We start from the raw sequence: 22575 nt of genomic DNA, 5'->3' as shown, positions 1-22575 counted from the left end.
GAGCTCACAGGCGCGTCACCTCGGCCGCGAGCGTATAGCCGCCGCCCCAGACCGTCTTGATGATCTCGGGCAGCTTGGCGTCCGTCTCGATCTTGCGACGCAGGCGGCTGATCTGGTTGTCGATCGCGCGGTCGAACGCCGCCGCCTCGCGCCCCTGCGTCAGGTCGAGCAACTGGTCGCGGGTGAGCACCTGGCGCGGCCGCGTCACCAGAGCGAGCAGCAGATTGTATTCGCCCGTCGACAGCGGCACCGACACGCCCTCGCGATCGACCAGCGCGCGCTCGCCGGTCTTGAGCACCCAGCCGGCGAAAGCATAGGATCCGCTTTCCGGGGCATGCTGGCGCGCGCCCCCCGCGGTCAGCCGGCGCAGCACGACCTTGACCCGCGTCGCCAGTTCGCGCGGCGAGAAGGGTTTTACGACATAATCGTCCGCGCCCATCTCCAGCCCGACGATCCGGTCGGTCTCCTCCGCCTTGGCGGTCAGCAGGATGACCGGCGTGTCGCTGGTCGCGGCGATGTGGCGGCACAGGGACAGGCCGTCTTCGCCCGGCATCATCACGTCGAGGATGACGAGATCGATCGCATAAGCGGCCAGCCGCGTGCGCGCGCTTTCCGCATCCGCCGCCTGGGTGACACGGAAACCCTGTTTGGTGAGATATTGCGCGAGCGGTTCGCGGATCGAGCGCTCGTCGTCGACGAGCAACAGGTGCGGCATGTCTCCCATCTCTTCGGCATTAGCCATGGCACACCGCTCCTGCAAAGGCCGGGCGGGTCTTTGCCCGCCCGATCAAGATGTTATTGCGCCGGCGTAGCTGCCGGAGGCGTGTCGCCGCCGCGCGGCCCGCGCATCGGTCGTGCCGCCGCCAGTTCCGACGCATCGAGCCGGCCGTCATGATTGACGTCGAGCCGGTCGAAGCGTTGTGCGGCCCGGTCGAGCGCCTCGGCGCGGGTGATCGCCTGATCGCCGCCGCGCACGCCGCCGTTCCCGCCATTGCCGTTCCGTTGCGCCCGCATCGCGTTACGCGCCGCGGCGCGTTCCTCCGGCGTGACCTTGCCGTCCTTGTCGGTGTCCATCGCGGCGAAGCGGGCCTCCGCCTCCGCGGTCATCTCGGCGCGGGTGATGACGCCGTCATGGTTTGCGTCGAGCCGCATCATCCCGCCGCCGGGCGGCGGGGCAGGGGGCGTGGTCTGCGCATAGGCCCCTGCCGCGAGCAACCCGCTTGCCGCCACCATCATTCCCAACCGCATCCGCATCGATCCATCCTCCACCCCGACGGGGCTCATCCCCGCCCTACGGTGTCCTTATGGTAGGCGCGTGTCGCGGCACTGTGTCGCCACGGGCGGAATTTGTCGCAACCTGTCGCAGGTCCAGCCACGTGCCGCATTCAGTGAGGCGGCCGGAGCGTCATGCGAACACCGCGACGCTCTGCATCTGCTCGGCGATCGGCGTGCCGTTTGTCGACCAGATTCCCATCGACTGGCTCGAATTCCCCGCCCGCGCATAGTCGCTGGACGACCGCAGCAGCCACCAGCCGTCGTCGGTGGCCTGCGCGTCATCGATCAGGTTGAGCTGCCAGGTCATCGAACTTACCGGCGCAGGCCGGCCGAGCAGCTTCAGCGCCACCGGCGGCAGGCAGTCGGCAACGGCGATCAGCGCCACCAGCGGATGCACGCCGGTACGATCGCGCAGCCGCACCCAGCGCAGCCACGCCGCCGGGTCGGTCCCGTGCCGGTTGATCATGTCGAAATGTTGCGAGAAGGCGACCGCAGGATGTCCGCGCAGCACCGTATCGTCCGGCTGTGGTGGCGCGACGCGCGGTGCGATGCCGGCGCGGTGATCGACGACGGACTCGACGGTACGCATGAACACGAAGGTCGCGCGCAGGCCCAATCCCGCCTCGCTGATCACGTCCGCCTGGACGAACGCGGCATTGCGTCCCCGTCGCAGCATCTCGGCACGGATGGTGATCGCGCCGCTGAGCGGGCCGACGAACGCCACGAGGGCCGAGCGGAGGAGCGGCAAATCCGCATCCACGCCCATCGCGGCATGCAGCGCTAGCGCCGCCGACAGCCCGCCATAGGCAGTGCGCCCCTGCAGCCACGTCTCCGGCACCACGCCGCGCCAGCCGTCTGCGACCGGCTCCAGCCCGGCGATCACCTGTCCCAAGGCCGTCATACCGATCCCTCCCATGGCTGCGGCGCTTTGCGGGTCAGCCCGCCAGCGCCCGATCGTCGAACAGGCCGAACAGCAGGGTCGAGGCATAGATCGCCACCGCCCGCTCGCGCGGCATCGCCGCCGCCCATTTGCGCATGTCGAACGCGGCATTCTGCAATGCCATCAGCGCCTGTGCCGCGACCAGCGCATCCACGGCGCGGATCGATCCTTCGGCGATGCCGTCCATCATCGTGCCAGCGAACCGCCGCGCGATCCGGTTTGAGCGGTCGACCATCGCCGTGCGCACCACGCCGGGCAGTCCCGAGAGCGCGGTCGTGCGCAGCAGCGGCGTGCGCTCGGCGAACTGCACGTCGAGCAAGGTCGCGATCGTGCTCGTCAGCCGCTGCCAGTGCGTGCCGCCCGCGTCGTCCGCCAGCCGCTGCGCATCGGAGATCGTGTCGAAGCTGCGCCGGTAGCAGGCGATGACCAGATCGTCCTTGGCGTCGAGATGATGATAGAAGCTGCCCTTGGTGACGTTCAGTTCCGCGGCGATCCGCTGCACCGAGGCACCGCGATAGCCCAGTTCGTTGATCAGCCGCGTCGCCGCGAGCAGGAAGGCGGCGCGGCCGGGCTCGCTGTCCTCGTGCGTCAGGTCGATCGGCTGCGGTGCCCAACGTGCGCCGGGCACCGCGATGCCATGGTCGAACACGTCCATCAGCCGCGCCTCGACCCGCGCATATTGATCGGGTTCGTAGCGGACCAGCCAGACCGGCAGCCAGAAGGTATTCTCAAGCAGCACGTGCGCACGCGCGCCGAACAGGTCGGTCTCGGCGCGATTGGCCGGCGGACCCCACAGCCCGCGCGTCCGCCGGAACACTTCGCGCCAGCGATTCATCAATCGGGTACGGTTCGGCTCTTCCGTGGCGCGCAGGTCGGACAGCACCGCCATCGCGCGCTCCTCGCCGCGCTGCACCCGCGCCAGCCGCTCCATGTTGAGCGTCAGATAGCGCCGTACGCGCTCGCGGGGAGTCGGTTCGGCGCCGGCTTCGTCGATCATCGCCAGCAGTTGATCGAGCGTGTGCTCAAATGCCGCGGCGGCCAGATCTTCCTTGCGCTTGAAATAATAGGTCACGCTGGTGGTATTCAGCCCGACGCGGCGTGCCACGTCGGCGAAGGTCATCCCTTTGGCGCTCTGCTCGTTGATCGCCTCGGCCGCGGCCGCAAGGATCGCGTCGCGTTTCGCGCGGAAACGCTTCGTGCCCTGTTCTTCGTCCACCGTGACGCCGCGGGCGTCCGCCTCCGTCTGATCCATCCCGCCCGTCTACCAAGGCCGCTTTAGAAGAAACAGTGTTTTCTCAGGCGCGAACGGTCGGTCGTGAAATGCTCTCTTTGACGCCGCCGCCGGCACTTTACCGAATGTGCGGTACGGTCTAGGCCGGCGCGCAAACACGTCGGAGAGAGGCGCATGGACTTCACGCTGAGCGAACGCGAGACCTATTTCCGCGACCGGGTGCGCGCCTTCATCGATGAAGAGATCCGCCCGCGCCAGGCCGAACACGATGCGCAGGAGCATGCGGGCGAGCGCTGGAAGGTCATTCCGGTTATCGAAGACTGTAAGGAAAAGGCGAAGGCCGCCGGGCTGTGGAATTTCTTCATGCCGCCCAAATCCGGCCAGACGCATGTCGACGACAGTTTCGCGTTCGAAGGCACGCAACTCACCAACCTCGAATATGCCTTGTGCGCCGAGGAGATGGGCAAGATCGGCTGGGCGTCCGAGGTGTTCAACTGCTCGGCACCGGACACCGGCAATATGGAGGTGCTCCACCGCTACGGCACGCGCGAGCAGAAGGAGCGCTGGCTGGCGCCGCTGATGCAGGGCGAGATCCGCTCCGCCTTCCTGATGACCGAGCCTGCGGTCGCCTCGTCCGATGCGACCAATATCGAGACCTCGATGGTCCGCGACGGCGATCATTACGTCATCAACGGCCGCAAATGGTGGTCGAGCGGGGTCGGCGATCCGCGCTGCAAGGTCGCGATCGTGATGGGCAAGACCGACACCTCTGCCAAGCGCCACGCGCAGCAGAGCATGATCCTGATGCCGATGGACGCGCCGGGCGTCACGATCGAGCGGATGCTGACCGTCTACGGCTACGACCATGCGCCGCACGGTCATGGCGAGGTGGTGATGAAGGACGTCCGCGTGCCGGCCGAGAACGTGCTGCTCGGCGAGGGCAGGGGGTTCGAGATCGCGCAAGGGCGGCTCGGGCCGGGGCGCATCCATCATTGCATGCGCACCATCGGCGTTGCCGAGACGGCGATCGAGGCGATGGCCAAGCGGCTGCTGTCGCGCGTCGCCTTCGGCAAGCGGATCGCGGACCATTCGGTGTGGGAGCAGCGGATCGCCAAGGCCCGGATCGACATCGAGATGACCCGGCTGCTCTGCCTCAAGGCGGCGGACATGATGGACAAGGCCGGCAACAAATCGGCGCAACTCGAGATCGCGATGATCAAGGTCGCCGCGCCCAACATGGCGTTGCAAATGCTCGACGATGCGATCCAGGCGCATGGCGGCGGCGGCGTCAGCCAAGACTTCCACCTCGCCCACGCCTGGGCGGCGATGCGTACGCTGCGCTTCGCCGACGGCCCGGACGAGGTCCACAACCGGGCGATCGCACGCGCGGAGTTCGGCAAATATGGGGATTATGCGGCCGAGCGGCCGGTGCGGTGAAGGGCGCGGCCTGTGTCCCTCATTCGATACCTCTTTCCCCTTTCGTCATCCCGGCGGAGGCCGGGATGACGAACAAGGGACGGCCAGGCCGCCCCGCGACGACGTGCACAGGATAAACCCATGAAAGCCGCCATCCTCTTCGAGCCCGAACAGCTGCTCAGCATCGAGGACGTCACCGTGTCCGCTCCGGCCGCGCACGAGGTGCTCATCCGCACCGCGGCGGTCGGCGTGTGTCGCTCCGACCTGCATTTCGTCGATGGCATCTACCCGCACGCGCTGCCCACCATCCCCGGCCACGAAGCCGCCGGCGTCGTCGAGGCGATCGGCAGCGAGGTACGTACGGTGAAGGTGGGCGATCATGTCGTCACCTGCCTGTCCGCCTATTGCGGCCAGTGCGAATTCTGCGTCACCGGGCGCCTGTCACTGTGCGTCGATCCTGCGGTGCGCCGACCGAGGGGCGCCGCGCCGCGGTTGATGCTCGGCGACCGACCCGTGGCACAGATGCTCAACCTGTCGGCCTATGCCGAACAGATGCTGATCCACGAGCACGCCTGCGTCGCGATCGACCGCGACATGCCGCTCGATCGCGCGGCTTTGCTCGGCTGTGCGGTGACCACCGGGGCGGGGGCGGTGTTCAACACGGCCGATGTCACGCCCGGCGAAACCGTGTGCGTCGTCGGCTGCGGCGGCATCGGCCTTGCCGCGGTCAATGCCGCGAAGATCGCAGGCGCCGCGCGGATCATCGCGCTCGATCCCGTTCCCGAAAAGCGCGCGCTCGCCGAGAAGCTCGGCGCGACCCATAGTCTCGATGCCGGCTCGCCGACCGCGGCGGACGAGGTGATCGAGCTCACCCGCGGCGGCGTCCATCACGCGATCGAGGCGGTCGGCCGGCCGCAGAGCGCCGCCACCGCGGTCAAGGTCCTGCGCCGTGGCGGCACCGCGACGATCCTCGGCATGCTGCCGCCGACCGAAACGGTCGGCCTGTCGGCGATCGATCTGCTGTCGGGCAAGCGATTGCAGGGCGGCCTGATGGGCAGCAACCGCTTCCCGGTCGATATTCCGCGGCTGGTCGATTTCTACCTGCGCGGGGCGCTCGACCTCGACACGATCATCGCCGAGCGCCTGCCGCTCGACCGGATCAACCATGCCTTTGCCGAGCTCCGCAAGGGCGACGCGACACGCACCGTGATCACCTTCGGGTGAGCCACCCCGCCGCCTTCTCCCCGTCACTCCGGACCTGTTCCGGGGTCCACCGGGCAACCGGAGAATGGCGAGCGGCATGCACGGCGGGCCTCGCCGCAGAGTGGACCCCGGACCGGGTCCGGGACGACGGGTTGGACGAGGACATTTCGCGGCGCTTGCGCGACCGCCAGCAAACCACGGGAACCGGACGATAACATGACCGACACCATCCCCGTCACCGACAAGGACCGCCTCGACGAGGCCAATCTCACCCGCTGGATGGAGGCGAACGTCGCCGGTTTCACCGGGCCGCTGACCTATGCCAAGTTCGCCGGCGGCCAGTCCAACCCGACCTATCGGATCGACAGTCCGTCGGGAGCCTATGTCCTGCGCCGCAAGCCGTTCGGTACGTTGCTCCCGTCGGCGCACGCCGTCGACCGCGAATATCGGTTGATCGCCGGCATCCACCCGACCGGCTTCCCCGTCGCCAAGCCCTATGGCCTGTGCACCAACGAGAGCGTCATCGGCGCGATGTTCTACGTCATGGCGCTGGTCGAGGGCCGCAACCTCTGGGACGGCACCTTGCCCGGCCTCGACCCTGTCGAGCGAACACGTCTGTACGAGGCGATGGTGGATACGCTCGCCGATCTCCACAACACCGACTATGCCGCCGCTGGGCTCGGCGATTACGGCAAACCCGGCAACTATTTCGCCCGCCAAGTCGAGCGCTGGACGAAGCAATATCGCGCCAGCGAGACCGAGGTGATGCCCGAGGTCGAACGCCTCATCGCCTTCCTGCCGCGCACCATTCCCGATCAGACGCGCACGTCGATCGTCCATGGTGATTACCGGATCGACAACATGATCTTCCATGCGACCGAGCCGCGCGTCCTCGCCGTGCTCGACTGGGAGCTGTCGACGCTCGGCGATCCGCTGGCCGATTTCTCCTATTTCCTGATGAGCTGGGTCACCGAGCCCGAGGGACGCTCCGGCGTGAAGGGGATGACGGGCCCGGACACCGGCATCCCGACGATCGAGGCGATGATGGAGCGCTATTGCGCGCGCACCGGCCGCGACGGCGTGCCCGACCTCAACTGGTATTTCGCCTACAATCTCTTCCGCCTGACCGGCATCGTGCAGGGCATCAAGAAACGGATCGTCGACGGCACTGCGTCGAGCGCGCAGGCGGAACGGTCTGCGGCGCAGGTCTACCGCCTGGCCGCGGCGAGCTGGCATTTCGCGCAGGCCGCAGGAGCCTGAACCAGCAAGGGAGAGACGCCATGGCCCGCTTCACCGATCGATCGATCATTGTCACCGGCGCCGGCAGCGGCATCGGTCGCGCCGCCGCGCGCCTCTTCGCCGCGGAAGGTGGTCGCGTCATCGTCGCGGACCGCAGCGAAAGCGTCGAGGAAACCGCGGCACTCATCGCCGCGGCCGGCGGTATCGCCCGCGCGATCCGCATCGATGCGGGTGACGAAGGCGACGTCGTCCGCGCCGTGGCGCTGGCCGGGGATGCGTTCGGCGGTCTCGACGTGATGTTCGCCAATGCCGGCATATCGGGTGGCATGGCCAATATCTTCGATACCGATGTCGCGCTGATCGCCGAGGTGCTGCGCGTCAACCTGATCGGGCCGTTGCTCGCGATCAAACATGCCGCGCCGCGCATCGCCGAACGGGGCGGCGGGGCGATCGTGCTCACCGCCAGCGTCGCCGGTCTGCGGTCCGGCGCAGGCTCGCCCGCCTATTCCGCGTCGAAGGCGGGCGTGATCAATCTCGCCGCAGTCGCCGCACAGCAATTGTCGGGCAGCAACGTTCGCGTCAACGCGCTCTGCCCCGGCCTGACGGAGACGGGCATGACGCAGCCGGTGTTCGATTATGCCCGCGACGCCGGCAAGACGGACCGGATCGGCCGCCTCAATCCGTTGCGGCGTGGCGCGCAGCCGGAGGAGCTTGCCCGGGTTGCGCTGTTCCTCGCCTCCGACGATGCCAGCTACGTCAACGGCCAGGCGATTGCGGTCGACGGCGGCCTGTCGTCGAGCCATCCGGTCACCCGTCAGGACTATGGCAGGACCGCGGTATAAGCGACTTGCTGCCGTCACGTTGGCGTATCAGGATGACGACATGATCACGCTCGTCACCGTCTCCGCTCTGGCCGCGTCCGCTCCCATGAGTGTGCCGGCACCGCCCACATCGCCTGCGGGGCAGGCGCTCGTCAGCTGGGCGATGAGCCCGGTGCTGTGCCGCGGGCAAGGCGACACCGTGCGCGCGGAGCGGGTCGTTCGTGCCGCCGATCCGGATCGCGCGCTCGGCTGGGGAGACGTCGCCGGCTTCCGCCCGGTCACGCTCGATTTCCGCATCGACCCGACGGGGCGGCCGCTATCGATCACGCGTACGGTGACGGGATACGTGCCCTTCGCCGACGACGTCGTCCCTGCATTCGCGGCGAGCCGCTTCGCACCGGGCGCGGCGCGGACCCGCTGCACCGTCACCTTCACCGCGCGGCACGAAGCGATCGGCACCGCATCGCGTGCCGACCTGATCGCCTATACGCTTGTGCCGGGCGCGGCGCCCCCGCGTGGGCTGTGGGACCGCATCCGGCCCGACAATTCGACCTGCACCGACCCGGCGCCCGACGTGCTGCTGCGCGCCTTCCCCGACTTCAAGGCGCTGCCCGATCAGCCGGGCTATCGCAGCTGGACGATGGTCGGCTACGATCTCGATCGCGCCGGCAAGCCGATCAGGCCGCATATGATCGCCGACAGCGGTGCGGCCGGCTTCGATGCGGCGGCGGTGCGCGCGGTCGCACGGTCGCGGTTCGAGCGCGGCGCGCGGACGGGATGCTTCTATCCGTATTGGAAGGCGCCCGCGACCTTGCCCGCGCCCGTGCCGCCGGAGGAGGACAGCGTTCGCCCCGCCGACGCGACCTGCCCGAAGGAGCATGATTTCGACCGCAAGCCGGTGCTGCGCTATCCCGAGCCCTATAACCGCCGCCATATCGAAGGCTGGGCGATCATTGCCTTCGATGTCGCCTCATGGGGGGCGACCGGCAATATCCGCACGCTCGCAGCGGAACCGGCCAGCGACTTCGGTGAGGCGGCGACCGCGATGATCGGCAACCTCACGTTCAAACCCTCGCCGCACGGCTACACCGGCTGCATCGAACGCGTGATCTACCGCATCCACAAGCCCGGTGACCCGGTACGGTCGGCCGACGCGGACTAGCCGCATCGACACCAACTTTCGGCGAAGTCCTCTCCTGGCGGGGGGCGCGAGATTGGAATGTCGACTCGTCCTACGCCGTCGGGCGGCGGCGGATCAGCCCTTCCTGTGCGGTGGTCGCGACCAGCCGCCCGTCCTGCGTGAAGATGCTGCCGCGGTTCATGCCGCGGGCGTGGCCCGCCCAGGGGCTGTCGGTCGTGTAGAGCAGCCACTCGTCCGCACGGAACGGCTCGTGAATCCACAGGGCGTGGTCGAGGCTGGCGGTCTGCATCTCGGGCATCAGCCAGTTGACGCCGTGCGGCATCATCGAGGTGGCGAGCAGTGCCATGTCGGAGGCGTAGGCGAGCGCGGCGCGATGGATCGCCGGATCGTCGCCGATCGGCGCGGCGGTGCGGAACCAGGCGGCATTGTTGGGCGCGCGTTTCTCCGGCGCGAACCAGCTGCGCGGGTAGAGCGGCCGCATCTCGATCGCATTCTGCCGGCGGGTGAAGACCTCGCGCACCGGTTCGGGCACCTGATGGGCGATGGCGAGGCGCAGCTCGCGTTCCGACTTGAGCGTCTCCGGCCCCGGCACGTCGGGCATCGCGTCCTGATGGTGCAGCCCGTCCTCCGGCGTCTGGAACGAGGCGGCGAGGTTCAGGATCGGTTGCCCCTTCTGCAACGCGACCACGCGCCGCGTCGCGAAGCTGCGGCCGTCGAAGTCGCGCATCACCTGATAGATGATCGGGAAATTCTCGTCGCCCGGCCGCATGAAATAGGCGTGGAGCGAATGCGCGTCCTTGCCCTCGACCGAGCGCTGCGCCGCCTGCAACGCCTGCGCGATCACCTGTCCACCGAACACGCGGCCGCGCCCGCCGGGCTGGCGCGGCCCGCGGTACAAATCGGTGTCGATCTCCTCGATATCGAGCAGCGTGACCAGCATCGCCGCCAATTGTTCGGGAGTCCGCTCCGGCATCAATACCCCGCCGCCTTGGCGAGCCGATCGGCATGGAAGCCGATGTCGCCGAACATCTCCACCAGAACCCGCGCGCGCTTCATGTAGAACCCGATATCATATTCGTCGGTCATGCCGATACCGCCGTGCATCTGGATGCCTTCCTGCACCGAAAGCGTCGTCGCCATGCCGGTCATCGCCTTGGCGACCGAGACTGCCCCGTCGGCCACGGCATCGGTATCGAGCAATTGCTGTGCCTTGAGCACTGCCGCGCGCGCCACCTCCATCTCGGCATAGAGATGCGCGGCACGATGCTGGAGCGCCTGGAAGCTGCCGATCGCCACGCCGAACTGCTTGCGCTCCTTGAGATAGCCGACGGTCATGTCCATCGCGCCGCCACCGACGCCGAGCAGCTCTGCCGCGGCGCCGGTCCGGCCCGCGCGCAACAGCCGGTCGAGCGGCCCGCGTCCGCCATCGACCTCACCGATAACCGCATCCGCGTCGACCTCGACACCCTCGAACGCGATCCGCGCGGCGAGACTCGAATCGGCGAGCCGCTCGGGAGTCGCGGTGAGGTTGGCGGCGTCCTTCGGCACCGCGAACAGCGTGACGCCCTCGGCATCGTCGGGCGACCCCGCGGTGCGCGCCGCGACGATCAGCAGGTCGGCGACATGGCCGTGGGTGACGAACTGCTTTGCGCCGGTCAGGCGGAAGCCGTTGCCCGCGCGCTCTGCGGTCATCGCGATCCGGTCGCGATGCTTGGCGCCCTCGTCGATCGCCAGCGCCGCCACCGTATCGCCGGTGATGATGCGGGGGAACCAGCGCTCCGCCTGCGCCGAGCCCCTCAGCGCCTCGACCGCCGCGACGGCGGTGGCGAGGAAGGGGGAGGGGGACAAATTGCGACCGATCTCCTCCAGCACCACGCCCGCCTCGACATGGCCGAGGCCGAGGCCGCCCTGCGCCTCGGGGATCAGCACGCCGTTGAGCCCCATCTCGGCGAACTGCTTCCACAGGTCGCGGCTGAAGCCGGTCGGGTCGTTGCCGTCGCGCAAGGACCGCAAATGGCTGACGGGGGCGTGTTCGGCGATGAAGTCCTTCGCCGTATCGCGGAGCATCGTCTGTTCGTCGTTGAGGTAGAGGGGCATCGGGAAACTTTCGTGTTCCGGCGGAAGCCGGAACCCAGGGTTCCCAGCGTTCCGCTATGTGGCTCTGGGCTCCTGCCTGCGCAGGGCACAAGGGGATCAGGCGCCGGGCAGCTCCAGGATCCGCTTGGCGATGATGTTGAGCTGGATCTCGCTCGTCCCGCCCTCGATCGAATTGGCTTTGGTGCGCAGCCAGGCGCGGGGCATCGCGCCGGTGCGCGAGCGCTCGCTCTCCCATTCGAGCGCGTCCGACCCGCCCGAGGCCATCATCAATTCGTAGCGATCCTTGTTCAACTCGGTGCCGACATATTTCATCATGCTCGGCTGCGCCGGATGCGCGCGCCCCGCCTTCAGCTCGTCGATGAACCGTTCGGACATTGCCGCGAACGCCTTCGCCCGCACTTCGAACAGGGCGATCTGCGTGCGCAGCACCGGATCGGCAAGCCGCCCGTCATGATCGAGCCCGATCGTCGCGATCGCGCCCTCGACCAGCGGATTGCGCCCGCCGGTCGCCAGTCCCATCCCCGAGATCATCTCCCGCTCATGGCCGAGCAGATATTTGGCAACGTCCCAGCCCTTGTTCTCGTCATGGATGCGGTTCGCCTTGGGCACCTTCACATTGTCCATGAAGGTCTCGCAGAACGGCGAATAGCCGCTGATCAGCAGGATCGGCTTGGTCGAGACGCCCGGCGAGGCCATGTCGAACAGCACGAAGCTGATCCCGCCCTGTTTCGACGTCTTGCTGGTGCGCACCAGGCAGAAGATCCAGTCGGCCTTGTCGGCATAGCTGGTCCACACCTTCTGGCCGTTGACGATATAATGATCGCCCGCATCCTCGGCGCTGGCGGCGAGCCCGGCAAGGTCGGACCCGGCATTGGGTTCGGAATAGCCCTGGCACCAGCGGATCTCGCCGCGGGCGATCTTGGGCAGATGCTCCAGCTTCTGCTCCTCTGTGCCATATTTGAGCAGCGCCGGCCCGAGCATCGAGATGCCGAACGAATTGAGCGGATTGCGCGCGCGGATTGCCGCCATCTCCTCGCGCAGGATCTTGGTCTGCGCCGCCGACAGCCCGCCGCCGCCATAGGCCTTCGGCCAGTCGGGCACGGTCCAGCCGCGCGCTGCCATCCGGTCGAGCCAGTCCTTCTGCGCCGGCGACGACGGCGTGAAATTGCGCCCGCCCCAGCAGACGTCGGTGTCGGACCGCACCGGCTCGCGCATCTCGGGCGGGCAATTCTCCGCCAGCCACGCGCGGGTTTCAGAGCGGAAGGTATCGAGGTCGGTGTCGGTCATGTCATGTCCTCTCCGCCGTTCTGCCTGAGCCTGTCGAAGGAGGGTGAGCCACGCGGCCCCTCGACAGGCTCAGGGCAAACGGAATGTTACTTGATGCTGCCGCTCTTCAGGCTTTTGGCGACCGGGAAGCCGTGCTTCTCCAGTCCGGCGACGACCTTGTCATAGCCTTCGGTCTTCGCCCAGAACATCGGCCCGCCGCGATACACGGGCCAGCCATAGCCATAGACCCAGACCACATCGATGTCGGACGCGCGCTGCGCCATCCCCTCTTCGAGGATCAGCGCGCCCTCGTTGACCATCGTGTACAGCGTCCGCTCGATGATCTCCTCGTCGGTGACCTCATGCTGCGGCGTGTTGGTCTTGGCGCGCCATTCGTCGATGATCTCGGCGACGCGGGGTGAGGGGGTGGGGTTCCGCTTCTCGTCGTAATCGTAGAAGCCGGCCTGTTTCTTCTGCCCCCAGCGCCCCTCGGCGGCGAGCGCGTCGCGGATATTCTCGATCCGGCTGGGATCGCGGTGCCAGCCGATATCGACACCGGCGAGGTCGGCCATCTGAAACGGCCCCATCGGCATGCCGAAGGCGACATGGACGCGGTCGATCTGCTCCGGCGTAGCGCCTTCGAGCAGCAATTTGTTCGCCTCGACCTGGCGCGGCATCAGCATCCGGTTGCCGATGAAGCCATAGGTGACCCCGGCGACCACCGCGACCTTCCTGATCTTCTTGGCGAGGTCCATGACCGTCGCGAGCACGTCCGGCGCGGTCTTCGCGCCGCGCACCACCTCGAGCAGCTTCATCACATTGGCCGGCGAGAAGAAGTGCATGCCGAGCACGTCCTGCGGTCGGGCAGTGCAGGCAGCGATCTCGTCGATGTTGAGATAGGAGGTGTTGGAGGCGAGGATCGCGCCGGGCTTGGCGATGCCGTCGAGCCGGGTGAAGATCTCCTGCTTCACCTCCATATTCTCATAGACCGCCTCGATGATGAGGTCGCATTGCCCGAGCGCATCGAAGTCGAGCGTCGGGGTGAGCGCGGCCATGGCCGCCTCGACCTGTTCGGGCGTCATCCGGCCCTTGGCGGCGGTCGCCTCGTAATTTTTGCGGATCGTCGCGACGCCGCGGTCGAGCGCCTCTTGCTGCATCTCAACGATCGTCACCGGAATGCCGGCGGACAGGAAGTTCATCGCAATGCCGCCGCCCATCGTGCCGGCGCCGATCACGCCGACGCGGGCGATCGGGCGGCGCGGCGTATCGGCGGGCACGTCGTCGATCTTGGCGGCCTGCCGCTCGGCGAAGAAGATATGGCGTTGCGCGGCGGACTGGTTGCCCATCATAAGCTTCATGAATTCCTGCCGCTCGAAGGCGATGCCCTCGGCGAACGGGACTTCGGTCGCCTTGACGACGCAGGCAATATTGGCGGCGGGCGCGTCGAAGCCACGGAAGCGGCGGGCATTCTCCTTCTGGAACGCGGCGACCGCCTCGGGATCGGGCTTCGCGTCGCGCTCGGATGCGCGCGGGATCGGGCGCTTGGCCTTGATCTCGCGCGCGAAGGCGATCGCATCGGCTTCGAGTCTGTCCTCGCCGACGATCCGGTCGATCAGCCCGGCCTCGTGCGCCTGTTTCGCCGAGATCGGGTCGCCCTTGGCGGTCAGTTCGAGCGCGACACGGACGCCCGCGATCCGCGGCAGCCGCTGCGTGCCGCCCGCCCCGGGCAGCAGGCCGAGCTTCACCTCGGGCGTGCCGATCTTGGCCGAGGGCACCGCGACGCGATAATGGCAGCCGAGCGCCACCTCGCAGCCGCCGCCGAGCGCGGTGCCGTGGATCGCCGCGACCACCGGCTTGGTCGATGCCTCGATCATGTCGACCACCGCGGGCAGGCCCGGCTCGATCATCGGCTTGCCGAATTCGGTGATATCGGCGCCGGCGAAGAAGGTGCGACCGTCGCAACGGATCACCATCGCCTCGATCATGTCGTCGGCGACGCCCTCCTTGATCGCCCATTCGAGCCCCTGCCGCACCGCCGCGCCCAGTGCGTTGACCGGCGGATTGTCGGCGATGATGACGAGCACGTCGCCATGGCGTTCGAGGCGGATCGGTGAAGTCATAGGATTGTCCTTCGCTAATCGTCAGTTGAGCGCGGCGTAGATCATCGTCTTCAACTCGCGGCGGATCGGATAGAGGCTTGATGGCGTGAACTGCGTCATGAACACCATGTGCAGCCGCTCGACGGGATCGATGAAGAAGGCGGTCGAGAACATGCCGCCCCAATAATATTCGCCGCGCGAGCCCGGGATCATCGTCTTCGCTACGTCCTGCGTCACCGCAAAGCCGAGCCCGAAGCCGGTGCCGGCATTCTGCGCCTCGCTGAACAGCGATCGCGACAGGCCGGCGAGGTCCTGACCACCGGGCAGATGGTTCATCGTCATCAACTCGATCGTCTTGCGCCCGACGATCCGCGCGCCTTCCAGCGTGCCGCCATTCTCGCACATCCGGCAGAAGCGGTGATAATCGCGCGCGGTCGAGACCAGCCCGCCGCCCCCCGACAACAGCTTGGGCGGCCGGCTCCACGCGCTCGCCTCGCCGCGGTCATAGATCACGCGCGTCCCGTCCTGGTCGAGCGCGTAGCAGTCGGTCAGCCGGTCGATCCTGTCCGGCGGCACGTGGAACAGGGTGTCGGTCATGCCGAGCGGCGTGAAGATCCGGCTCGTGAAGAAGTCGTCGAGCCGCTGGCCCGACACCCGCTCGATCACCGCGCCGAGCACGTCGGTGGCGACCGAATAGATCCAGCCTTCGCCCGGCGCATATTCGAGCGGCAGCTCGGCCAGCGCCGCGACGAACCCGTCGAGGTCGCGATCGCCATGCCAGCGCTCGATCTTCGATTCGCGATAGGCGGCGTCGATGTTCGAGCGGTTCTGAAAGCCATAGGTCAGCCCGGCCGTGTGGCGCAGCAGGTCGAGCATCCGCATCGGCGCCGCGGTCGGCCGGGTGACGAACGGCACCCCGCCACCGCCGCTATGATAGACTCCGAGACCCTCGAATTCGGGAAGCACGTGATGGACCGGCGTATCAAGGGCGACCAGCCCGGCCTCGACCAGCATCATGAACGCGATCGAGGTGATCGGCTTGGTCATCGAGGCGATGCGGAACAGCGACCCTTCGTCCAGCGTGGCGCCGCCCTCGCGCGCCGGCCCCTGATGCGAGAAATGGACGATGTCGCCGTCGCGCGCGATCAGCAATTGCGCGTGCGGCAACCGGCCGGTGTCGAGATAGCGCGCCTTCACAAAGGCATCGATCGCCGCCAGCCGTTCGGGGGCAAAGCCGTGCGTGCCTGGGGTCGTGCCTGTCATCGTTCTGCCATACCCCAACCTCTAACTTCTACTCCATATCGCCTTGAGTGGCGCCGGAATCAACAGTAACCTTTCATCGAAACCGAAGGTCGGCGGCCGGTGGCGGCGATCAAGGAAGGACCTTTCCATGGCAAGTGATCCGCTGATGACGCCCATTGTGCCGCTGCCCGCGGGATGGCCGGCGCTGTCGATGGCAGAGGTGCGGGAGCGGCTCACCGCGCCGGGCGCCCGTTTCGAGATGGAAGAGGCCGTGATCGACGGCGTACCGACGCGGGTGTGGAAGAACGCGCCGCCGACGATGCGCCACCTGATCGAGGCGAGCCGCGGCCATGGCGACCGCCTGTTCGTGATCCACGAGGACGAGCGGGTCAGCTATGCCGCGCATCATCGGGCGGTCGCGGCGCTGGCGGCGCATCTGGTCGCGCTCGGCGTCGGCCGCGGCGACCGGGTCGCGCTGGCGATGCGCAACCTGCCGGAATGGCCGGTCGCCTTCTTCGCCGCTGCATCGATCGGTGCGATCATCGTGCCGCTCAACGCGTGGTGGACGGGCGCCGAGCTGACCTATGGGCTGCGCGATTCGGGCACCAGCGTGCTGATCGCCGATGGCGAGCGCCACGCCCGGCTCGAGCCGTCCTACGACGCGCTGCCCGACCTGCGCCACGTCATCGTCGCGCGGGCGACGACGCCGCTCGCCGCATCGACGGTGCGATGGGACACGCTGGTCGGCACGCCGCACGACTGGGCTGCGCTGCCGGAGCGCGACCTGCCTGATGCTGCCATTGCGCCCGACGACCTCGCCGCGATCTTCTACACCAGCGGCACCACCGGTTCGCCCAAGGGCGCGGTCGGCACGCATCGCAACTTCATGACCAACATCATGTCGAGCGGCTATGCCGCGGCGCGCACCTGCCTGCGGCGTGGCGAGACGCCGCCCGAGCCGGCGCCGCGCGTCTCGCTGACCGTGATCCCTTTGTTCCACGTCACCGGCTGTTCGGCGGGGATGATGGGGACGATCGCGACCGGATCGGCGATGGTGCTGCTGCGCAAATGGGATGCGACGCGCGCGCTCGAACTGATCGAGCGCGAGAAGGTCAACATGACCGGCGGCGTGCCGACGATCGCCTGGCAGCTGCTCGAGCATCCTGACCGCGACCGCTACGATTTGTCGTCGCTCGATACGATCGCTTATGGCGGCGCGCCCTCCGCGCCGGAGCTGGTCCGCCGTATCCATGCCGAATTCGGCGCGCTGCCCGGCAACGGCTGGGGGATGACCGAGACGACCGCGACGCTGACCTTCCACAGCGGCGAGGATTACCTCAACCGCCCCGACAGCGCCGGTGCGCCGGTCGCCACTGCCGATATCGCGATCCGCGGCGAGGACGGCGTCACCGTCCTGCCGCCGAACACAATCGGCGAATTGTGGGCGCGCGGGCCGATGGTGGTGAGGCGCTATTGGAACCGCCCCGAGGACAGCGCGGCGACCTTCGTCGACGGCTGGGTGCGCACCGGCGACATCGCGCGCATCGATGAGGAGGGCTTCCTGTTCATCGCCGACCGCGCCAAGGACATCATCATCCGCGGCGGCGAGAACATCTATTCGATCGAGGTCGAGAACGTCCTCTACGCGCATCCATCCGTCACCGACGCCGCCCTGGTCGGCATTCCGCACCGCACGCTCGGCGAGGAGCCGGCCGCGGTCGTCCATCTCTGCCCCGGCTGCGAGGCTACGGAGGCGGAGTTGCAGGCCTTCGTCCGGGCGCGACTCGCGGGGTTCAAGGTGCCGGTCGCGATCCGCTTCCTGCCCGATCCGCTGCCGCGCAACGCCAATGGCAAGATCCTCAAGCGCGACCTCAAGGCGCTGTTCGCCGAGCGGGTCGCAACCGCCGCTTGACGTGCCTGATAGACGCTAGGCGACCGCAGGTGCGCGTCTTTATGGGTGTGTCGTGGCCCAAACCCAGCCGTCACCCCGGACTCGTTCCGGGGTCGACTCTGCGGCGAGGAGAAAGGCTTGAGCCTACACCGTTCTCTTGCGGCCCGGTGGACTCCGGAACGGGTCCGGGGTGACGAATTGGATGGGGAAATCCACCGAGCCCCATCGCCTCGGCCCCATGCGACAATCCCGCTGCAAGAAGCAGGATGGCGGCGGCTGAAAATGCGCTAGAGCAGTCGGATGGCCGACGCTCCTGACCTTGTCCCGACCCCGATCACGCCCGAGGAACAGGTCGCGCTCGGCGCCCCCCTGCTGCCCAGTTCGCGCACCGAGATCGGGCGGATCGCGCAGCGTCGCGACCGCCTGCTCGCCGCGCTGACGCTGATCGCCGGCATCGGCCTGACGCTGGGCACGCCGTTCGCGCTGAAATCGGGCGCGGAATTCTTCATGCCGCTGACCGTCGCGCTGGTCATTGCGATCGCGTTGGTGCCGGTGCTCGAATGGCTGGAGCGGCGGCGCATCCCGTCGGCGATCGCGGCGCTGTTCTGCGTCCTCGTCTTCCTGATCATCGCCAATGTCGTGATCGCGGCGATCGTCGTTCCGGCCACCGATTTCTTCCAGCTGCTGCCGAGTCGGATCAGCCGCATCCAGCACAATCTGTCGCCGCTGCTCGACCTGTATTCGACGCTCGAAAAGTCGGTGAACAAGATGTTCCGGCAGATCGCCTCGACCCCGGTCCGCCAGCCGCAGACCGCGGCGGTCGCGCCGCCTAGCTCGATCCTCGAACTCGCCGCCACCTCGGCACCGACGGTGATCGTCCAGTTCTTCTTCGGCATCCTGATCGTCTTCTTTTTCCTCGCCGGCTGGACGGGCATGCGCAAGAAGACGATCACCGGCCGCACCAGCTTCGACGGTGCGATGGCGACCGCGCGGGTGATCCAGGATGTGGTCGACGACGTCTCGGCCTATCTCGGCACGATCACGCTCATCAACCTGACGCTCGGCGGTATCGTCGCGGCGGTGCTGTACTTCATCGGCATGCCGTCGCCGTTGATGTGGGGCGGGATCGTCGCGCTGCTCAACTACATTCCCTATTTCGGGCCGATCATCGCCGCCTTCCTGCTCGCGATCGGCGGGATGATGACCTTCACCGACATCTGGGTGGCGATGCTGCCGCCCGCGGTGATGATCGGCTGCCACCTCGTCGAGGCGAATGCGATCACGCCGCTCATCGTCGGGCATCGGCTGACGATCAGCCCGCTGATGATCCTCGTCTCGATCAGCTTCTGGGGATGGGTGTGGGGGACGGCGGGGGCGCTGCTCGCGGTGCCGCTGCTGATCATCATCCAGACCGTCCTCGGCGCTGCGGGCAAGCCGGACATCGCCGGATTCCTGTTTGAACATGGCACGCTGGTGCAGCAGGAACGGGCGCGGCGCCGGCGCAATGAGGACGACAGCGACCGGACGAACGATTAGGCCGTTGACACCCCGGAACGGCTCGCCTAGTTGGCGCGCCTCAACGCTTTCAGCGGGTGTAGCTCAGTTGGTTAGAGCGCCGGCCTGTCACGCCGGAGGTCGCGGGTTCGAGCCCCGTCACTCGCGCCACTTCCCTTCCAGGAAGCGGGAAAGTCTATCGGAACATGCGGGAGTATGTCGCGTCGCCATCGGGCGGACGATCTGCTCCGACCGCGTTATACGCGGGTGTAGCTCAGTTGGTTAGAGCGCCGGCCTGTCACGCCGGAGGTCGCGGGTTCGAGCCCCGTCACTCGCGCCATCCGGCATACGGATGATGCATCCCCTTTGAACGTCCGGCCCCGCCGGCCCCTCGGTCTTACCGAAAGCGAGCGGCGCAGCGCGCGGCTATCGCCAGCGCCCGGTCTCCATCCAGAGCAGCAGCGGCTTCATCGGCATGATCCACACGATGCCGGTCACCAGGTAGAAGGGCAATTGCAGCCACCACGGCCAATTGCCGACGAGTCCCGACGCGCTGACGATGATCGCGCACCACAGGCCGATCAGCATGAGGATGAGCAGCACGCCTGCCGGTTTGCGCCAACTGGGGGTCATGGGACGATCCAATCCGATTCGGTAGCGATGGCGTGCAGCGGCACGTCCCACGGGTCGGCAGGGCAGGCGTCGACCTCCTGCACCGACCAGGCGATGCCGACGCGCCATGCGTCCGGCAATGACGCGAAGGCGCGATCGTAATAGCCCGCACCTTGCCCAAGACGGTGGCCGGCGCGGTCGAAGCCGACGAGCGGCGTCAGTACGATGTCCGGACGTAGCGCGGCGGCGTCGTCAGCGGGTTGCAGCAGGCCGTAGGGCCCGGCGACGAGCGGCGCCTTCCCGTCCCAGGCGAGGAAGCGCATCGGCGCGCTGCGGCTGGTGACATGGGGCAGGGCGAGGCGGCATCCCGCCTCGCTGGCGGCGGCGGCCAGCGGCGCGGGGTCGGCCTCGCTGCCGAACGGCATATAGGTCGCGACGATCGGCCCCGCGTGCAGCCGAGCGCGAAACGCGTCGGCCACCACGATGCGGCCATCCCGCGCGAAACCGTCGCGGGCGGCACGCAGGCGGGCGCGGAGGGCGAGCTTGTCGGTCATCGCTCCGGTTCGCGGGATCGGGAGGGAAGGGGCGGGTGGCGGGACCGCCGTGGCCGTGTGCCAAAATATCCACCGACGCCCAGTAACGTCAGGTGGGGACCATGTGCGTCGGACCAGGGTCCGGGCAGGGACAGCCCCCTTGGATGATGAATAGCCTCAGGGATAAAGTAAGGCTCGTACCGGGCAGAACCCGCCACGGACTGATTTAGTGCGTCGCACGGACGGTGGCAATGGGTGCGGCCTCGCATCCCTGCCTTATTCGTCATCCCGGCGAACGCCGGGACCCATGGTCACGGTGTCTCTGATGGTTGTGCGCGACCTCTGGCACCATCGTATCCCTGGGTCCCGACTTACGTCGGGATGATGAAAGGGGCGATCACCCCGCCGGATCGCGCTCCAAAGCGTTGGCCAGCGCTTCCAGCCGGTCGGCGATGCGCGCCAGCGCCGGCTCGCTCACCGCCGCGCCCTCGGGCGGACGGTGCTGGATCTCGTCGAGGTCGTCCGCCAGCATCAGCGCGACGAACAGCATCGCGCGCTCGCCCGGGATATTCGCCGCCGCCCGCAGCGCCGTCGGCCAGCGTTCGTCGAGCATCCGCCCGAGCTGTTGCAGCCGGGCTTCCTCGCCGTCGCGACAGGCGACGGTGAACGGCCGGGTGCCGATCGTCAGCGTGACGTTGGCCATCAGGACGCCGAGCCGCGCGCGATGACGTCATCCAGCGCCGCCACCGCCTCGGCCATCCGCGCCTTCAGGGCAGCATGACGGCGGGCGAGCGCATCCCCGGCCCGGGCGCGGGCGTCGATGGCGGATTCGATTCGGGCGATCGCGGCATCGATGCGATCGACCGCACTGGGAGTGTCGGGCATGGCAGGGGACGTAGGCGCGGCCGTGGCGAGCGGCAAGCCGGCAAAACCTGTCCCGCAATCGGCCGGGCGCATGCCGCGCGCGGTTGACAGACCGGGGCGTGGCCTCGCAAAGGCTGGCGCGCCCGGCGCGGCCCGATGTCGTCGCGCAGCTCATGCACACGCGAGGAGAGACCAGATGACGGTGAAGGTTGCGATCAACGGTTTCGGACGCATCGGACGCCTGGTGGCGCGCGCGATCATCGAGCGGAACGCCGGCGCGCTCGAACTGGTGGCGATCAACGACCTGGCCGACGCCAAGTCGAACGCCTGGCTGTTCAGCCGCGACAGCGTCCACGGCAAATATCCCGGCACCGTCACCGCCGAGGGCAACGACCTCGTCATCGACGGCAAGCGCATCCGCGTCACCGCCGAGCGCGATCCCGCCAACCTGCCGCACAAGGAATTGGGCGTCGATCTGGTGCTCGAATGCACCGGCTTCTTCACCGACAAGGCCGCCTGCCAGAAACATATCGACGCCGGCGCCAAGAAGGTGCTGATCTCGGCGCCCGGCAAGGGCGTCGACCTGACCGTCGTCTATGGCGTCAACCATGACAAGCTGACCGCCGAGCACACGATCGTCTCGAACGCCTCGTGCACGACCAACTGCCTCGCGCCGGTCGCCAAGGTACTCAACGACGCGATCGGCATCGAGCGCGGCCTGATGACCACGGTCCACGCCTATACCAACGACCAGAAGATCCTCGACCAGATCCACCCCGACCTGCGCCGCGCCCGCGCCGCCGCCATGTCGATGATCCCGACCACCACCGGCGCTGCCCGCGCGGTCGGCGAGGTGCTGCCCGAGCTCAAGGGCAAGCTCGACGGCTCGGCGATCCGCGTGCCGGTGCCCGACGTCAGCCTGATTGACCTGACCTTCACGCCGAAGCGCGACACCACCAAGGACGAGGTCAACGCGATCCTCAAGGCGGCGTCGGAAGACGGCCCGCTCAAGGGCGTGCTGGTCTATTCGGACGAGCCGCTCGTCTCGATCGACCTGATGCACTCGCCGCAATCGTCGACCGTCGACAGCCTCGAGACCGCGGTGCTCGACGGCAAGCTGGTACGCGTCGTCAGCTGGTACGACAATGAATGGGGCTTCTCCAATCGCATGGTCGACACCGCGACCGTGATGGCGAGCTTCCTCTAAGCCG

General features: G+C 67.8%; 21 protein-coding genes and 2 tRNA genes. 10 read left to right on the top strand and 13 right to left on the bottom strand.

The window, feature by feature from the left end; genetic code table 11:
* Positions 1 to 4: 4 nt before the first annotated feature.
* From HD841_RS08315 to HD841_RS08300, 4 genes are all read right to left on the bottom strand, one after another.
* Positions 5 to 724, bottom strand: coding sequence for a response regulator (locus HD841_RS08315; RefSeq protein WP_179508821.1), 720 nt, complete (start codon positions 722 to 724; stop codon positions 5 to 7).
* A 71-nt stretch (positions 725 to 795) separates the two neighbouring features.
* Entirely contained in the window at positions 796 to 1254 is a 459-nt protein-coding gene (locus HD841_RS08310) for a hypothetical protein (RefSeq protein ID WP_257015363.1), read from the bottom strand.
* A 151-nt stretch (positions 1255 to 1405) separates the two neighbouring features.
* The gene (locus HD841_RS08305) at positions 1406 to 2176 is read right to left on the bottom strand and encodes an acyl-CoA thioesterase (RefSeq protein ID WP_179508419.1); all 771 of its coding nucleotides are present in this window, start codon (positions 2174 to 2176) and stop codon (positions 1406 to 1408) included.
* A 34-nt stretch (positions 2177 to 2210) separates the two neighbouring features.
* Complete coding sequence (locus HD841_RS08300) at positions 2211 to 3467, bottom strand: TetR/AcrR family transcriptional regulator (RefSeq protein WP_179508418.1); 1257 nt, start codon at positions 3465 to 3467, stop codon at positions 2211 to 2213.
* Positions 3468 to 3620: 153 nt separating this feature from the next.
* On the opposite strand from HD841_RS08300, the gene HD841_RS08295 reads away from it, so the two are divergent.
* The 5 genes from HD841_RS08295 to HD841_RS08275 all read left to right on the top strand — a co-directional run bounded on the left by HD841_RS08295 (position 3621) and on the right by HD841_RS08275 (position 9287).
* Positions 3621 to 4883: an acyl-CoA dehydrogenase family protein gene (locus tag HD841_RS08295; RefSeq protein ID WP_179508417.1), complete on the top strand. Its 1263-nt coding sequence runs from the start codon at positions 3621 to 3623 to the stop codon at positions 4881 to 4883.
* 120 nt (positions 4884 to 5003) lie between these two features.
* Positions 5004 to 6086 (top strand): Zn-dependent alcohol dehydrogenase, encoded by a 1083-nt coding sequence (locus HD841_RS08290; protein WP_179508416.1) that lies wholly within the window; start codon positions 5004 to 5006, stop codon positions 6084 to 6086.
* 195 nt (positions 6087 to 6281) lie between these two features.
* Complete coding sequence (locus HD841_RS08285) at positions 6282 to 7325, top strand: phosphotransferase family protein (protein ID WP_179508415.1); 1044 nt, start codon at positions 6282 to 6284, stop codon at positions 7323 to 7325.
* 20 nt (positions 7326 to 7345) lie between these two features.
* Entirely contained in the window at positions 7346 to 8146 is an 801-nt protein-coding gene (locus tag HD841_RS08280; protein WP_179508414.1) for an SDR family NAD(P)-dependent oxidoreductase, read from the top strand.
* 40 nt (positions 8147 to 8186) lie between these two features.
* Positions 8187 to 9287 (top strand): energy transducer TonB, encoded by a 1101-nt coding sequence (locus HD841_RS08275; protein ID WP_179508413.1) that lies wholly within the window; start codon positions 8187 to 8189, stop codon positions 9285 to 9287.
* Positions 9288 to 9357: 70 nt separating this feature from the next.
* On the opposite strand, the gene HD841_RS08270 is transcribed toward HD841_RS08275, so the two are convergent.
* The 5 genes from HD841_RS08270 to HD841_RS08250 form a co-directional block, all read right to left on the bottom strand.
* Positions 9358 to 10239, bottom strand: coding sequence for an acyl-CoA thioesterase (locus HD841_RS08270; protein ID WP_179508412.1), 882 nt, complete (start codon positions 10237 to 10239; stop codon positions 9358 to 9360).
* Positions 10239 to 11363 (bottom strand): acyl-CoA dehydrogenase family protein, encoded by a 1125-nt coding sequence (locus HD841_RS08265; RefSeq protein WP_179508411.1) that lies wholly within the window; start codon positions 11361 to 11363, stop codon positions 10239 to 10241. Before HD841_RS08265 ends, HD841_RS08270 begins: the two co-directional genes overlap by 1 nt.
* A gap of 96 nt (positions 11364 to 11459) precedes the next feature.
* Complete coding sequence (locus HD841_RS08260; RefSeq protein WP_179508410.1) at positions 11460 to 12650, bottom strand: acyl-CoA dehydrogenase family protein; 1191 nt, start codon at positions 12648 to 12650, stop codon at positions 11460 to 11462.
* Between the two features lie 86 nt (positions 12651 to 12736).
* Positions 12737 to 14749, bottom strand: coding sequence for a 3-hydroxyacyl-CoA dehydrogenase NAD-binding domain-containing protein (locus HD841_RS08255; RefSeq protein WP_179508409.1), 2013 nt, complete (start codon positions 14747 to 14749; stop codon positions 12737 to 12739).
* Between the two features lie 21 nt (positions 14750 to 14770).
* The gene (locus HD841_RS08250) at positions 14771 to 15991 is read right to left on the bottom strand and encodes a serine hydrolase domain-containing protein (RefSeq protein WP_179508408.1); all 1221 of its coding nucleotides are present in this window, start codon (positions 15989 to 15991) and stop codon (positions 14771 to 14773) included.
* Between the two features lie 127 nt (positions 15992 to 16118).
* Between HD841_RS08250 and HD841_RS08245 the strand changes: the two genes are divergently transcribed.
* The 4 genes from HD841_RS08245 to HD841_RS08230 all read left to right on the top strand — a co-directional run bounded on the left by HD841_RS08245 (position 16119) and on the right by HD841_RS08230 (position 19695).
* Complete coding sequence (locus HD841_RS08245) at positions 16119 to 17882, top strand: class I adenylate-forming enzyme family protein (RefSeq protein ID WP_179508407.1); 1764 nt, start codon at positions 16119 to 16121, stop codon at positions 17880 to 17882.
* A gap of 279 nt (positions 17883 to 18161) precedes the next feature.
* Entirely contained in the window at positions 18162 to 19397 is a 1236-nt protein-coding gene (locus HD841_RS08240) for an AI-2E family transporter (protein WP_179508406.1), read from the top strand.
* Between the two features lie 52 nt (positions 19398 to 19449).
* Positions 19450 to 19526 (top strand) — tRNA-Asp (locus HD841_RS08235).
* Positions 19527 to 19618: 92 nt separating this feature from the next.
* A tRNA-Asp gene (locus HD841_RS08230) sits at positions 19619 to 19695 on the top strand.
* Positions 19696 to 19781: 86 nt separating this feature from the next.
* Here the strand turns inward: HD841_RS08230 and HD841_RS08225 are convergent.
* The 4 genes from HD841_RS08225 to HD841_RS08210 all read right to left on the bottom strand — a co-directional run bounded on the left by HD841_RS08225 (position 19782) and on the right by HD841_RS08210 (position 21421).
* The gene (locus HD841_RS08225; protein WP_179508405.1) at positions 19782 to 19988 is read right to left on the bottom strand and encodes a DUF2842 domain-containing protein; all 207 of its coding nucleotides are present in this window, start codon (positions 19986 to 19988) and stop codon (positions 19782 to 19784) included.
* Complete coding sequence (locus HD841_RS08220) at positions 19985 to 20521, bottom strand: 5-formyltetrahydrofolate cyclo-ligase (protein ID WP_179508404.1); 537 nt, start codon at positions 20519 to 20521, stop codon at positions 19985 to 19987. Before HD841_RS08220 ends, HD841_RS08225 begins: the two co-directional genes overlap by 4 nt.
* A 376-nt stretch (positions 20522 to 20897) precedes the next feature.
* Positions 20898 to 21203, bottom strand: a complete 306-nt coding sequence (locus tag HD841_RS08215) for a cell division protein ZapA (protein ID WP_179508403.1) — start codon at positions 21201 to 21203, stop codon at positions 20898 to 20900.
* Positions 21203 to 21421, bottom strand: coding sequence for a hypothetical protein (locus tag HD841_RS08210; protein WP_257015359.1), 219 nt, complete (start codon positions 21419 to 21421; stop codon positions 21203 to 21205). The genes HD841_RS08215 and HD841_RS08210 overlap by 1 nt, the downstream gene beginning before the upstream one ends.
* Positions 21422 to 21560: 139 nt before the next feature.
* On the opposite strand from HD841_RS08210, the gene gap reads away from it, so the two are divergent.
* Positions 21561 to 22571, top strand: a complete 1011-nt coding sequence (gap, locus tag HD841_RS08205; RefSeq protein WP_179508402.1) for a type I glyceraldehyde-3-phosphate dehydrogenase — start codon at positions 21561 to 21563, stop codon at positions 22569 to 22571.
* Positions 22572 to 22575 lie beyond the last annotated feature (4 nt).

It is taken from the genome of Sphingomonas melonis (assembly GCF_013409985.1).
In the GTDB taxonomy this organism is placed as follows: Bacteria; Pseudomonadota; Alphaproteobacteria; order Sphingomonadales; family Sphingomonadaceae; genus Sphingomonas; species Sphingomonas melonis_A.
This window is presented reverse-complemented; position numbering and strand designations above follow the sequence as displayed.

Excerpts from the sequence above, each read along its gene's own strand:
- HD841_RS08285 (WP_179508415.1), top strand. The coding sequence starts at position 6,282 with ATGACCGACACCATCCCCGTCACCGACAAGGACCGCCTCGACGAGGCC.
- HD841_RS08255 (WP_179508409.1), bottom strand. The coding sequence starts at position 14,749 with ATGACTTCACCGATCCGCCTCGAACGCCATGGCGACGTGCTCGTCATC.
- HD841_RS08260 (WP_179508410.1), bottom strand. The coding sequence starts at position 12,650 with ATGACCGACACCGACCTCGATACCTTCCGCTCTGAAACCCGCGCGTGG.
- HD841_RS08275 (WP_179508413.1), top strand. The coding sequence starts at position 8,187 with ATGATCACGCTCGTCACCGTCTCCGCTCTGGCCGCGTCCGCTCCCATG.
- HD841_RS08215 (WP_179508403.1), bottom strand. The coding sequence starts at position 21,203 with ATGGCCAACGTCACGCTGACGATCGGCACCCGGCCGTTCACCGTCGCC.
- HD841_RS08315 (WP_179508821.1), bottom strand. The coding sequence starts at position 724 with ATGGGAGACATGCCGCACCTGTTGCTCGTCGACGACGAGCGCTCGATC.
- HD841_RS08250 (WP_179508408.1), bottom strand. The coding sequence starts at position 15,991 with ATGACAGGCACGACCCCAGGCACGCACGGCTTTGCCCCCGAACGGCTG.
- HD841_RS08290 (WP_179508416.1), top strand. The coding sequence starts at position 5,004 with ATGAAAGCCGCCATCCTCTTCGAGCCCGAACAGCTGCTCAGCATCGAG.
- HD841_RS08310 (WP_257015363.1), bottom strand. The coding sequence starts at position 1,254 with ATGCGGATGCGGTTGGGAATGATGGTGGCGGCAAGCGGGTTGCTCGCG.
- HD841_RS08280 (WP_179508414.1), top strand. The coding sequence starts at position 7,346 with ATGGCCCGCTTCACCGATCGATCGATCATTGTCACCGGCGCCGGCAGC.
- HD841_RS08240 (WP_179508406.1), top strand. The coding sequence starts at position 18,162 with ATGGCCGACGCTCCTGACCTTGTCCCGACCCCGATCACGCCCGAGGAA.
- HD841_RS08270 (WP_179508412.1), bottom strand. The coding sequence starts at position 10,239 with ATGCCGGAGCGGACTCCCGAACAATTGGCGGCGATGCTGGTCACGCTG.
- HD841_RS08220 (WP_179508404.1), bottom strand. The coding sequence starts at position 20,521 with ATGACCGACAAGCTCGCCCTCCGCGCCCGCCTGCGTGCCGCCCGCGAC.
- HD841_RS08300 (WP_179508418.1), bottom strand. The coding sequence starts at position 3,467 with ATGGATCAGACGGAGGCGGACGCCCGCGGCGTCACGGTGGACGAAGAA.
- gap (WP_179508402.1), top strand. The coding sequence starts at position 21,561 with ATGACGGTGAAGGTTGCGATCAACGGTTTCGGACGCATCGGACGCCTG.
- HD841_RS08295 (WP_179508417.1), top strand. The coding sequence starts at position 3,621 with ATGGACTTCACGCTGAGCGAACGCGAGACCTATTTCCGCGACCGGGTG.
- HD841_RS08245 (WP_179508407.1), top strand. The coding sequence starts at position 16,119 with ATGGCAAGTGATCCGCTGATGACGCCCATTGTGCCGCTGCCCGCGGGA.
- HD841_RS08225 (WP_179508405.1), bottom strand. The coding sequence starts at position 19,988 with ATGACCCCCAGTTGGCGCAAACCGGCAGGCGTGCTGCTCATCCTCATG.
- HD841_RS08305 (WP_179508419.1), bottom strand. The coding sequence starts at position 2,176 with ATGACGGCCTTGGGACAGGTGATCGCCGGGCTGGAGCCGGTCGCAGAC.
- HD841_RS08265 (WP_179508411.1), bottom strand. The coding sequence starts at position 11,363 with ATGCCCCTCTACCTCAACGACGAACAGACGATGCTCCGCGATACGGCG.